The organism is Sphingomonas larreae (genome assembly GCF_051400595.1).
GTDB lineage: Bacteria > Pseudomonadota > Alphaproteobacteria > Sphingomonadales > Sphingomonadaceae > Sphingomonas.
Genome location: NZ_JBLFFI010000001.1, coordinates 1,738,909 through 1,751,468, shown reverse-complemented (window position 1 = coordinate 1,751,468; position 12,560 = coordinate 1,738,909). Strand labels below are relative to the sequence as shown.

10 protein-coding genes are annotated in these 12,560 nt (G+C 65.0%); 9 read left to right on the top strand and 1 reads right to left on the bottom strand.

Going from position 1 to position 12,560, the window contains the following annotated elements:
* Positions 1 to 4: 4 nt before the first annotated feature.
* Positions 5 to 580 (bottom strand): dTDP-4-dehydrorhamnose 3,5-epimerase, encoded by a 576-nt coding sequence (gene rfbC / locus ACMGDM_RS08000; protein WP_436803551.1) that lies wholly within the window; start codon positions 578 to 580, stop codon positions 5 to 7.
* A gap of 95 nt (positions 581 to 675) precedes the next feature.
* Here rfbC and ACMGDM_RS07995 point away from each other — a divergent pair, with 95 nt between their 5' ends.
* The 9 genes from ACMGDM_RS07995 (at position 676) to ACMGDM_RS07955 (ending at position 12,500) form a co-directional block, all read left to right on the top strand.
* Positions 676 to 2,367 carry a hypothetical protein gene (locus ACMGDM_RS07995; protein WP_436803550.1) on the top strand — a complete coding sequence of 564 codons (1,692 nt, stop codon included), beginning with the start codon at positions 676 to 678 and terminating at the stop codon, positions 2,365 to 2,367.
* A gap of 197 nt (positions 2,368 to 2,564) precedes the next feature.
* Complete coding sequence (locus ACMGDM_RS07990; RefSeq protein ID WP_436803549.1) at positions 2,565 to 3,410, top strand: GDSL-type esterase/lipase family protein; 846 nt, start codon at positions 2,565 to 2,567, stop codon at positions 3,408 to 3,410.
* Positions 3,411 to 3,772: 362 nt separating this feature from the next.
* Positions 3,773 to 5,194 carry an O-antigen ligase family protein gene (locus tag ACMGDM_RS07985; RefSeq protein ID WP_436803548.1) on the top strand — a complete coding sequence of 474 codons (1,422 nt, stop codon included), beginning with the start codon at positions 3,773 to 3,775 and terminating at the stop codon, positions 5,192 to 5,194.
* Positions 5,181 to 5,921, top strand: a complete 741-nt coding sequence (locus ACMGDM_RS07980; RefSeq protein WP_436803547.1) for a polysaccharide biosynthesis/export family protein — start codon at positions 5,181 to 5,183, stop codon at positions 5,919 to 5,921. Before ACMGDM_RS07985 ends, ACMGDM_RS07980 begins: the two co-directional genes overlap by 14 nt.
* A gap of 25 nt (positions 5,922 to 5,946) precedes the next feature.
* The gene (locus ACMGDM_RS07975; RefSeq protein WP_436803546.1) at positions 5,947 to 8,130 is read left to right on the top strand and encodes a GumC family protein; all 2,184 of its coding nucleotides are present in this window, start codon (positions 5,947 to 5,949) and stop codon (positions 8,128 to 8,130) included.
* A gap of 26 nt (positions 8,131 to 8,156) precedes the next feature.
* The gene (locus tag ACMGDM_RS07970) at positions 8,157 to 9,353 is read left to right on the top strand and encodes a hypothetical protein (RefSeq protein WP_436803545.1); all 1,197 of its coding nucleotides are present in this window, start codon (positions 8,157 to 8,159) and stop codon (positions 9,351 to 9,353) included.
* Between the two features lie 32 nt (positions 9,354 to 9,385).
* Positions 9,386 to 10,426, top strand: a complete 1,041-nt coding sequence (locus ACMGDM_RS07965; RefSeq protein WP_436803544.1) for an MraY family glycosyltransferase — start codon at positions 9,386 to 9,388, stop codon at positions 10,424 to 10,426.
* A gap of 66 nt (positions 10,427 to 10,492) precedes the next feature.
* The gene (gmd, locus tag ACMGDM_RS07960; RefSeq protein ID WP_436803650.1) at positions 10,493 to 11,560 is read left to right on the top strand and encodes a GDP-mannose 4,6-dehydratase; all 1,068 of its coding nucleotides are present in this window, start codon (positions 10,493 to 10,495) and stop codon (positions 11,558 to 11,560) included.
* A 19-nt stretch (positions 11,561 to 11,579) separates the two neighbouring features.
* Positions 11,580 to 12,500 carry an NAD-dependent epimerase/dehydratase family protein gene (locus tag ACMGDM_RS07955; RefSeq protein WP_436803543.1) on the top strand — a complete coding sequence of 307 codons (921 nt, stop codon included), beginning with the start codon at positions 11,580 to 11,582 and terminating at the stop codon, positions 12,498 to 12,500.
* Positions 12,501 to 12,560: the final 60 nt, after the last annotated feature.

The following is a 12,560-nucleotide window of genomic DNA, read 5'->3' as shown; positions in this document are numbered from 1 at the left end:
ATCCTCAGGCGAGCGGAGCCAGCGGTCTACCATCATAAGCGAATGGGCTGTCGAACGCGGCCAATCTCGGCTGGTTCGTGTCCTTGGCCGACAGTGTCGGCTCATTTCCCGCCGGGATGGGCCAATCGATCGCGATCGTCGGGTCGTTCCAGGCGACCCCGCCATCATGAGCTGGCGCATAGGTGTCGGAACATTTATAGATGACCTCGCAGCCCGGCTCTAGCGTGACGAAGCCATGCGCGAAGCCGATCGGAATGAACAACTGCACACCGTTGTCCGCCGACAGCTCGGCGCCGACCCATCGACCGTACGTCGGGGAGCCGCGTCGCAGGTCAACGGCGACATCGAAGATACGGCCCCGAACGCAGCGCACCACCTTGTCCTGCCCGCGCGGTGGTGTCTGGAAGTGCAGGCCGCGGAGGGTGAAGGCGAAGGCCGAGAGCGAGTGGTTGTCCTGCACGAAGTTCGACGTAATGCCGAGGCGGGCGAAGGTCTCGCGATTGTAGGTCTCGGTGAACCACCCGCGGGCGTCTCCGTGCCGGGCCGGGTGAATGAGAAAAACGGGAGCGTCGGCGGCCATCCGGCCGCCGACTATCCGCTAGATCGGGTCGCCGCAACGGCACTCGCCAACTTTTCCATGTTGCGCCGCGTCGGCCAGGTGGCGAAGAGGCGGGCATGATGCGACGGGGCCTGACTCGGCGAACCGGACTGATGGCCTTCCTGGGTTGGGCCGCTGCCTGGCGGACCACACCGGCGACCGCCTCGGCGCCGTCTGGCGAGGCAACGCCCCATGCCGCGGCCGCCGCGTCGGCGACCGTGCCCGCATCGGGGGAGGACCACACAGAGGCGTTCGCGCGACTGTTGCGGGATACGTCGGCGGTCACGTTGTCGCCCGGATCCTTCCGCGTCGGCGTGATCGGCGGGACGCAGTATCAGAGAGCGCTGCACGTCAGCGGCGCAGGGGCGCCCACCGTCCTGCTGCTCACCGATACGGATCGGGCCGCCTTCAGCGTTGGCGCGGTGGGCGGCGAGTTCGGCGACGTTCGCGCCCAGACCATCTTCGAACTGCTGACCTTCAAGCCTGGTGCGGCAGCGCCGGCCCGCTACACCGCGCTCGACCTGCGGGCAACTCACCCCTACCTGATCCGAGACATCGTCGCGATCGGCTTGGGGCCGGGAGCAATCCAACTGACCAGCTGTTATTACGGCGCGATTGAGCGCGTTTCGCTGGCGAACAGCGGCTTATCGCTGAAGGACGTCAACAACCTGTCGCTAAGCCGCTCTGACGTGCGCCCCGACGAATTTCATGATTCGTCCCGCGGCGAGGACCTGTTCGCGCGCGCCGGCGCCTATCCCCTCGATCTCGAGGATTGCGCCAAGACAAGCTTCGTCTCCACCGTTATCGAGGGGTGGAAAACGCCCGTGCTGCGGCTCCGCCGCTCGCCCGACACGATCTTCTCGTCTTGCTGGTTCGAGGGGCTGATCTCGCCCGGTCACGTGATGCTCGTGGAGGACACGCGGCGGGTCGACTTCATCGACTCCAGGCTGGACTTCTCGATACCCTTCCCTGGTAGCTTCATCCACGTCGCCGCGGCGCCCGGCAAGCGGCGTTCCGGAACCGAGCTGAGAATCCGCGGCGGATCGCTGACTATGACGAGCATCCCCTTCGGCGACGCCGGCCTGCTCGTCACCGCGGCCGACGACGTGCCCGTGCGGCTCATCGTAGAGGACGTCACCTTCGGCGGCGGTCCGCTGCTCGCCGGCCCCGGCGTGGAGATCGAGCTGCGCTCGCTTACGCTCAGCGGCCCGCGACGCCACTATCTCTCCTCGCGCGCGATGGCGCGGATCGATTGCGGCACAAACAGCTGGATGCCAGCGAGCCGCAATACCGACCCGGATTTCAGCGCTAACCGCTTCGAGACGAGCGCCCCGGGCGTGACGGTGACCCGCTCGCTCGCCGCAAGCGATCGGACGAGCGGCGCCACTGCCACTGTTATCGAGGACGGCGGTCCGCGTGGGCCGAAGCAGATTCGCTACCGGCCGAGCGCGGACCTGCCGGCCGTCGTGTCGGCAACGCAGAGCTACGTCGTGTTCGCACGGGTGATGGCACCGACCGGTCTCGATCTCGTCGTCGAGCTCAACGGGGGCGCGGCAGACTTCGCCGCGGCGCCGCGCTTGACGCTGATCGCGGGCCGCTGGACCGACATCCTCTTCAAGACCGATGAGGACGTCACCTGGGCGCAGGGTCGCCGCCGGCCGCCGGAGATTGTGTTCACGCTCGATCGCGGCACCCGCGCTCGCGCACGACTCTGCATCGACCGGCTCGACTTCGCGTTGGTCGACGGTGACTTCCCCATTACCGGTTGAACGACATGAGGGCGCTGCGGGATGAGGCACATCAACCTAATCTTCTCTCGCGTTTTCCGTGCCAAAACGGGTATTCGTCGACCACTTTCGAGAGTAAAGGGCTTGGCCAGTGAATGTCTGTGGTTCGCGAGCTCGGCGGCGCAGCATGCGACGACGCGATACGACCGCGTGAGTCGCCGCGTGCGGGAGGCAGCGGCGTGAGTTCCGAGGAACCGTGCGTCGCAAGGGCCATCGTCATCGGCGGCTGCCACGTGACCAGCTTCGGGATCGGTGCGTCCCCGCCGTTTTGGTCGGGCTTCGTCACGCGGCGCGGCGCGGCGCAGGTCGAGGTCATCGGCCACGCGTCGATGAAGCGAGCGCTTGAGGTCGTTCAATCGGCAGCCCCGCTGGCGCCCGGCACGCTGGTGGTGCTCCAGCTCGGCCACCACGACGTATGGAAGGAGCTGGCGCTGCTGAACCCGCTCACCGCGCGTTATGTGCGGCGGAAAGGAGGGCAGCGCGCCAGCCTCTCCTCAACCGAGACGATCGCGTCGCGGCACGTGGGCACGGCCGCGCTGCTGAAGACCTTCGTGCGCGGCACGCTGATGTGGGCGCTCGATCGCCTGCTCGTCAGCCCGACCAAGCAGCGACGCGGACGCGCCAGGCTCGACCACCTCTTCACCGCGATCATCACCCAGCTCCGCGAGGCCGGCGCGGAGGAAATCGTGGTGATGTCCACTTTCCCGACCATCAGCCCGCGCCTCAACCAGCAGCGTGCGCTGGTCAGGGACATCATGCGGCATCACGCCGCCGCGGGCACCTTCGTCTTCGTCGATGTATGGCATCAGTTGGCGCGCGGCCGCGGCGCCTTCCTTCTGCCGCGACGCGACACTCTCCTTGACACGGTCCATCTTAGCGTCGCGGGACACGACGTTGTCGCTGGCGTGCTGACGCGAGTTGCCTTGCCGCGCCCGATGGATGGCGGCGATCAAGCGATGCCGGCCGCCACGCTTTCTGACCAAAGCTTTGCCCGCAGCGTCGATGCGCGACCGTCACGCGCCTGATCGACACGGCGACAAGGTACGCCCCTGGCGGCGGACCGGCCCAGTGTTCAAGGTGAGTACCGCACCTACGATCGGGCCGATTCGCGCTTGACCATGCATTTGCCGCTCATCTATGCGCGGTGACGGAATTAGGCGGTCCACAGCATGAACGCGCGAGATGGCCGCAGCCACGGGGAGTATTCTGCATCGCCGGTGCTTGAGGTGAGTGCCGGTTTCTTCTTGTCGTAAAATGCTGTGGTTGGAAACTGTAGTCTTGGGCCGCTGGTGACGCTTTGAAGCTGGAAAGCTCAGCTTTCCGCGGCGAACGACAGACGACATGTCGAGCCTGTAGGGACAGCTGAGGAGCGGCTCACGATCCAGCTTTGTCCAAGATCGATGATGCCGCGTATCGAGGCGTCACAGCGGATAGCGAAGGGTCGGATGTGCAACGCGCGCGTGGTTTGGTGTCAGGATTGGGAGCGCGATTCGGCACCCTTGCCGTCTTCCTCTGCCTCATCTTCCTCCTGGGAGGCAGCTCCAAACCTAACGTTCTGGGCATGGTGCTGCTGCGTCCTCTCGCCATCGTCACCGCCGCTTACGCGATCGTTACTTTAAGCGTCGACGACCTCCGTCGGTTCCTTGTCGTCTTCGCGCTGGCCGGTGCGACGCTCATTCTCACGCTCGCGCACCTTATCCCTTTGCCAGCGTCGTGGTGGAGCGGGCTGCCCGGCCGCGAGCTGATCAGCGCGATTACGACGCTTGCGCCGGGTGGCTCACCCTGGCGACCGCTCTCGATGGTGCCGGAAGCGACGCGGAACGCACTCTATGCGCTCGCCGTCCCGCTCGCCGTGCTGGCGCTCGCTGCGCCGCTGGATGGCAGGGCGCACACGCGCCTGCTCGTGCTCGTCATGGCTCTGATCGGCACGAGCGGGTTGGTCGGGCTACTTCAAGCCTCCGGTGTCGGCGTTCGCGCCAATACCGCGCAGTCGGAAATCGGCGGCCTGTTCGCCAACAGGAACCATCAGGCCACCGCGTTGGCGCTGCTGCTGCCGATGCTGGGAGTGGTCGCCGCATTTCGGCTGCGCCGGCGTCCGCGCGAGTCATGGCCCCTATTCGCCGCCGCATCGCTGGCGGGCGTCACCCTCATCCTGATCGTCGTGACCGGATCGCGTACCGGCTTGCTGGTCGCGCTCGTGAGCGGGTTGATGACCCCGGTGATTATGCTTGGGACGATTCCACGGCGGCAGCGACGCTCGTCGCGCGCCACGTTCCTGCAACGCTACGGCATGATCGCCTTCGTCGTCGCCTTCCTCGCCGCGATCCTTCTCATCGCCATTTTTGCGGGGCGCGATCAGGCGATCAACCGCATCGCGCAGACCGCCAATGATCCGCGATACGGCGTGTGGAGCACCGTCATCCGCGAGATCGGACGTTTCATGCCCTGGGGTACCGGCATCGGCACCTATGCCGATGCTTATCAGACCTTTGAGCCGCTCGCCTCACTACGGCCAACCTATTCCAATCATGCTCATAACGAGTGGCTAGAGATCGCGTTGACTGCGGGTGTACCGGGACTTGCCCTCCTGCTCGCGGCCGTTGTTGCGTTCGTCGTGGCCGCCTGGAAGAGCAGGTCGGCGACTGGACGCGCCGCCCTGTTTCAGCGGCTCGGGTTGACTGTCATTGGACTGGTCACGCTCAGCAGCATCACAGATTATCCGGCCAGGACTCCGATCGTTGCGGCGCTCCTCGCGCTCGCCGCCATCTGGGCGACTTCCTCCATAAGGTTCGAGAATGACGTCGTTTGATAGGTACCTCGCGGGGCGCTCGGCGCTTGTCGCGCTCGCGCCTGCGCTGCTGATGGTGTCCGGCTGCGCCGGCCCGACCCAGTTCGGCGGCGTGCAGGATCTCCATGTCGTCCAATCGCAGACGCTTCCGCCGCCGCAAACGGCGGACCTGGCGGCGCTCGACAGGCCCTACCGAGTCGGTCCGTTCGACAAATTGTCGATTGACGTGTACGGGATCAACGAGCTGCGTGACCGGGAGATCCAGGTCGATGCCAGCGGCCGCATCTCCTTTCCGCTGGTCGGAACCGTCGAGGTGTCGGGTAGGACCCCCGGCGAGATCGAGGATGCGATCGAGGGGCGGCTCCGCACCAACTTCATTCGCAACCCGCAGGTGACAGTCAACCTGAAGGAGACGGTCAGCCAGGTCGTGACGATCGGCGGCGAGGTGAAGAAGCCCGGCTTGTTCCCGGTGATCGGTCGCATGACGCTGATGCGCGCGATCGCCACCGCGGAAGGAACGACCGAGTTCGCGCGTAAGAAGGAGGTCGTCGTATTCCGCGTCACGGGCGGCCAGAAATATGCTGCGCTCTACGATCTGCGCGCAGTGGAACGTGGGAACTACCCCGACCCCGAGATCTACGCGAACGATGTCATCATCGTGGGAGACTCGCCGGCGCGCCGTATCTTCAAGGATTTCTTGAACGCATCGCCGCTCATTGCGCCGCTCATCATCTACGGTCTGAACTGATACACTCGGGTCGATGGAAAGAAGCATGGAACATAGCAGAATGCCGCCGAGCCCGGCCGTGGCAGCGCAGCCGATCGATCGCGGAATCAACCTGCCGCCGATCCTCATCCAATATTGGAATATAGCGCTCCGGCGGCGGTGGCTCATGCTGGGCATCGTCGTCGCGTGCGTCGCAGTGGGGGCGATCCTCACGCTGCTGACCGCCCCTAAATACACGGCCGAGGCAACCGTCGAGATCAGCCGGCAGCAGAAGCAGATCACCAATATCGAAAGCGTTGAGGACGAGCGCTCGGGAGACAATGTCGAGTTCTACGCGACGCAATACGCCCTGCTGCGTACGCGCCCCTTGGCGGAGCGCGTCGTTTCCGAGTTGCGACTGGCCGACGATCCGGCCTTCTTCGAGGCGCATGGGCTGGACGAGGCGTCGGCCGACGAGCGCGCTGCAGACGGCGCTGCGCGCGACGAGCGGGCGCGGCGACGCGAGCTGGCCGTGGATCTGCTGCTGGACAACATTCAAATCGCGCCGATTCGCGCGTCCCGACTGGTGAATATCGGCTACACCAGCCGTTCGGCCGAGCTGTCGACGAAGATCGCCAACCGCTGGGCAGCCGCCTTCATAGCGATCAGCATGGATCGTCAGTTCGCTTCCACCGCCGACGCGCGGCGCTTCCTAGAGACGCGGCTCGCGTCATTGCGTCAGAAGCTTGAGGAATCGGAGCGGCAGGTGGTGCTCTACGGGGCGCAGCAGCGGATCGTGTCGCTCGACCAAGTCCGCGACGAAGCCGGACGGACGGTCTCCAACCGCACCATGGCCAGCGCCGACCTGGAGCAACTCAATACGGCGCTCAACCAAGCCATCGCGGCTCGCATCGAGGCGGAAGCACGCGCGCAGCAGAGCGGCGAAAACTCCACTCAGGCGGTGTCGAGCCTGTCGATGAGCACGCTGCGTCAACAACGCGCCGTGCTTGCCGCGCAGAAGGAAAAGCTGCTCGTTCAGTTCGAGGAGGGCTACCCTGCGGTGCAAGAGGTGCAGCGCCAAATACAGGCGCTGGATCAAGCGATTGGTCGAGAAGTAGGCCGCATCAACGGTTCGCGCCGGCAAGAATATCGCGAGTTGCTGACACGCGAGAACGAACTGCGCGCGCGGGTCAACGCGCTGAAGCAGCAGCTCGACACCCAAAATCGAGCGGGTATCCAATATGCGATCTACCAGCGCGAGGCCGATACCAACCGCCAGTTGTACGACGCGTTGCTGCAGCGCTACAAGGAGATCGGCGTCGCCGGCACGATCGGCGTCAACAACATCCTGATCGTCGAGCCGGCGATCCAGCCGACCAAGCCATCGTCGCCGAAGCTGGTGATCAACATTGCGATTGCGCTGCTGCTGGGCATCGCCCTCGCCTCCGCGACCGCTTTCGCACTCGAGCAGATCGACGAGGGGATCCGTGAGCCCGGTCAGGTCGAGGCGCAGTTACACCTGCCGTTGCTCGGGATCACGCCGCTTGCCGAGGAGAAGGGCATCGAGGCCCTGATGGATGCGAAGTCGCCGCTGTTCGACGCCTATTTCAGCATCAGATCGAGCCTCGCCTTCACCACTAATCAGGGTTTCCCGCGCTCGCTCGCGGTGATCAGCACCCGTCCGAACGAGGGCAAGAGCCTCACCTCCCTGGCGCTGGCGATCATCCTCGGTCGCACCAACAAGCGCGTCCTGCTGGTCGATGCGGATCTCCGCTCCCCGTCAGTGCATGCCATGGTGGGCATCGCCAATGACGCGGGTTTGAGCAACGTGCTCGCCGGCGAGGACGACTGGTCGGCGATGATCCATGAAACCCAGTTCCGCAACGTGTCGGCGCTCACCGCCGGTCCGGTGCCGCCCAGCGCAGCCGAACTGCTTAGTGGCGAGCGCCTCGGTGAGTTCCTCGAATCGGTGCTGACGCAATATGACCATGTGATCGTCGACAGCCCGCCGGTGCTTGGCCTGACCGACGCGCCGCTGATCGGTAAAGCGGTGAGCGGCGTGGTCTATGTCGTCCAGGCAGCGGGGCCGGCGACGAGAGGAGTTCGCGCCTCGGTCCATCGGCTGATGATGGTGAACGCGCACATCTCCGGCGTCGTGCTGACGAAGGTCGGCGGCCAGAGCGGCTACGGCTACGGCTACGGCTATGGCTACGGCTATGGCCGCGAGAAGGACGGTGCGAGGACGTCGTGACAGCGCCGCGTCTTCCCCGCCGCGGCATGGCCGTGCGCTATGCCGCGGCGGCACTGGTGGCGGTGCCGCTCGCGTGGCACGCAGCGGTCGACTCGTGGGTGGCCAACGCACGCACCAGCGATCCCGCCGCAGTGTTGCGGCAGCGGCCGGACGACGCGGTCGCTCTCGGTCGGCTGGTCGATCGACGGCTGCAGCGTACGCCTGACGCGTTGATCAGCGACAACGAGGCGGCACGCGCGCGCGCATCGCTGGCGGTCCGTCCGCTCAGCCGGACGTCGCTGCGCATCATCGGCTTATGGGCGGCGCAGCGGCACGACCCTGCCCTCGCCGGTCGGGCGATGATGCTGTCCGACCGCGTTTCACGCCGCGACGCGCCCACCCAGTTCTGGATGATCGAGCAGGCGGTGCAGCGCGGCGACGTGGCTGCGGCGCTCGCTCACTACCATGCGGTGATGTCGGTACAGCCGCGCACGCGCACCGAGCTGTACCCGGTTCTCACTGGCGCGCTGGCCAGCGCGGACATCCGCCGCGCGCTCGCGCCCTATATCGCGCGTCAGACCAACTGGGCGGTCGACCTCATCGGCTTCGCCATCAACAGCGGCGAGCCCCGCGACGTGGCCGCGCTGCTGTTCCCGATTGCGCCGGCGCTGCGGAGAAGCTCGTTCGCGGTCACCAACGCGCTGCTGATCAGCCGGCTTACCGACAGCGGTGCCGCGCTGATCGCGCGCTCCTTCGTCCGCGCGCTCTGGCCAGATATCGCACCCGAGACCTTCGCTCAGTTCGCGGTCTCCTCGGCGACCACCGATCGCCGGCTCGCTTCGTTCGGCTGGTCGCTCAACAGCGTCAACGGCGTCACGGCCGTGGCGAACGACAAGGGGGGCTTCGACGTCGAGGCCGATCCGTTGACCAGCGGGACTGCGGCGAGCCGAACACTTCTCGTTCGCCCGGGAACGCGCTATATGTTCGAGCAAGTGATCGGACGATCGAACAACGGTTCCGCGCCCACGCTGACATGGCGCGGTTACTGTCGCAGCAGCGCCGGTGAGCGGGTCGCGATCTTTGAGCATGCCGCCCGGGCCGAGTCCGAGCCGAAGCGCGACCAGATCAGCTTCGCCGTTCCCGCCGCGTGCCCAGCGGTGGAGTTTGTTCTTTCCGCCAACGGATCCGACGGGCAGACGGTGGAGGAGGTCTCGCTCACTTCGCTGTACCTTCGTCCCGCTTAAGAATTTAGGCGATTAGGCTCGCGACCAGCTCCATGACCACGATCCACTTCCTCATTCTCCTGGCGATCGGCTGGGCTTATACTTTGTCAATCGCAGCCTGCGCGCTGTCGGTCGCCGTCCGTGCCGGCGTCATGGATCGCCCGGGCTCGCAAGGACACAAGGCGCATCACCTCCCGACCCCGCTGGTCGGCGGCTTAGCGTGCATGCCGCCGGCGTTACTCGGCGCGTTGTCGATGGCCTATGCCGGTGGGATGGGCGCGCACGATCGCAGCTCTCTGATCTGGATGTCGGTGGCGGTCGCGCTATCCACGCTCGTCGGTTTCCTCGATGATCGCCGACATATACCGGCCCCGCTGCGGCTGCTGATCTGCGGCTCGGTCTTTGCGGCGACGCTGGCGCTGCACGGCGATTTCGTCATCGACGCGGTGAGCTTCGAGTCCTTTCATATGCAGCTGCTGATCGAGCGCCGCCTTGCAATCTTGCTGTCGATGTTGTGCCTTCTCGCATTCCAGAACTCGGTCAACATGGCCGATGGACGCAACGGCCTGGTGATGGGGCTGTCGATCATTTGGTGCGCGACGCTGCTGTTCCAGGGCCGCCACCCCACCAATCTCGCCGTGGCGATGCTGCTGAGCGGACTGCTGGTGACCATGATCTTCAACGTGCGAGGCAAGCTGTTCTTGGGCGACGCCGGCACCTACGGCATCGGCGCGCTGCTCGGTCTGGTGACGATCTGGGTGCATCGCAGCGGTATCGGTCTGACATCGTCGCAGGTGATTTCGATGTTCCTCATCCCGATCATCGACATGGTGCGGCTGTTCATGCTGCGGCTGATGCACGGCCGCTCTCCTTTCACCGCGGATCACCAGCATCTGCACCATTACATCGATCGTGAGTTTGGCTGGAACGTCGGTCTGCCCATCTACCTCTCTCTTGTTGCGACGCCGATCATCATCTCCGAGCTGAACGACGGATGGGGCATCCCCGGCGACGTCGCGGCGGTGGCGCTCTACGTCGGTATTATCCTCTACACGCGCCGGCTCAGCCCGAGAGCTCGGCTCGCGTTACACTGATTGCGGCAAGGCGCCGTTCCCGCTTCCCCCGCCGCGCGGGACCCCTGGTTCAAGGACGTTGCGTTTATGAAAAAAGCTCTGATCACCGGCGTGACCGGGCAGGACGGTGCCTATCTGGCCGAGCTGCTGCTCGCGAAGGGCTATGAAGTCCATGGCATCAAGCGGCGCAGCTCGCTGTTCAACACGCAGCGAATCGATCATATGTTCCGCGACCCGCACAGCTCCGACGGCGCTTTTGTGCTCCATCACGGCGACATGACGGACTCGTCGAGCCTGACCCATATCATACAGAAGGTGCAGCCCGACGAGATCTACAATCTCGCCGCGCAGAGCCACGTCGCCGTATCATTCGAAGAGCCGGAATATACCGCTAATTCTGATGCACTCGGCGCGCTGCGCCTGCTTGAGGCGATCCGTATCCTCGGCCTTGTTGACAAGACGAGATTTTACCAAGCGAGCACCAGCGAATTGTACGGCCTAGTTCAGCAGGTACCGCAGTCGGAGACCACCCCCTTCTATCCGCGAAGCCCTTATGCAGTGGCGAAGCTCTACGCCTATTGGATCACGGTCAACTATCGCGAGGCGTACGGCATTTTCGCGTGCAACGGCATCCTCTTCAACCATGAAAGCCCGCTGCGCGGCGAAACCTTCGTGACCCGCAAGATCACGCGCGCGCTGGCTCGCATCAAGCTGGGCGTGGAAGATTGCCTCTACCTTGGCAATCTGGATGCGTGTCGCGACTGGGGCCACGCCAAGGACTATGTGGAAATGCAATGGCTCATGCTGCAGCAGGAGAAAGCGGAGGATTTCGTCATTGCGTCCGGCGTCCAACATAGCGTCCGCGACTTTGTCGTCGCCGCGGCGAACGAGATCGGCCTCTCCGTGCGCTGGGAGGGAAGCGGCGTCGAGGAACGCGGCTACGATCAGGACGGCCGCTGCATCGTCCGCGTCGATCCTCGCTATTTTCGTCCTACCGAGGTCGAGACGCTGTTGGGGGATGCGACCAAGGCGCGCGAGCAGCTCGGCTGGACGCCCCGCATCAGCTTTGCCGACCTCGTCGCTGAGATGGCCGCAACTGATCTCGCGGCGGCGCGGAACGAGCAGCTGCTCGCCACGCACGCTGCCACGAACTGACGCTCCGGGAATAGCGACGATGCGTATCTGGTTGACAGGCGGCGGCGGGATGGTGGGCCGCAATCTCCTGGAGGCGGCGCCAACCTGGGGCCATGAAATGGTCGCACCGCGCCGAGACGAGCTCGACCTCAGCGACGCGGGGGCCGTGGCACGGTGGCTTGCCGTGATGCGTCCGGACGCGGTGATCCACGCCGCGGGCAAGGTCGGTGGCATCACCGCAAACATCCGCGAACCCGTCAACTTCCTGGTCGATAACCTCGACATCGGACGCAATGTCGTGGTCGAGGCGCGCCGCGTGGGCATCACCCGGCTTATCAATCTTGCCAGCTCCTGCATGTATCCGCGCGACGCGGAGAGCCCGCTGCGCGAGAACCTGGTGCTCGGCGGTCCGTTGGAAGAGACCAATGAGGGCTATGCGCTGGCTAAGACAGTGGTCGCCCGGCTCTGCTCATACATCCGGCGCGAGGATCCGCGCTTCCTCTACAAAACGCTAATACCGTGCAACATCTACGGCCGGTACGACAAGTTCGACCCGGCGCACGCGCACATGGTTCCTGCGGTCATACACAAGATCCACGAGGCCAACGTAGCGCAGGAACCAACCGTGACGATCTGGGGTGACGGCGCGGCGCGGCGCGAGTTCCTCTATGCCGGCGACTTGGCGGACGCGATCTTCACGGCGCTTGATCAGATCGTGGCGGTGCCGGACATGATGAATATCGGCGCCGGGGTCGACCATAGTATCGATGATTATTATTCCACCATTGCCAAGGTACTCAACTACCGCGGCAGCTTCACTCACGATCTGACTAAACCTGTCGGGATGCGGCGCAAGCTCGTGGACGTGACGAACCAGCAGCGGCTCGGCTGGGCACCGCGCTGGAGCCTCGTCGATGGCCTGGCGGACACCTATCGCCATTACCTCGACCGCCGCGGCTAAGCGCCACAGAGGCATCAGCGCGGTCGCGGAACGGCGGCCTTGCTCGCGATCGCTGCGGTC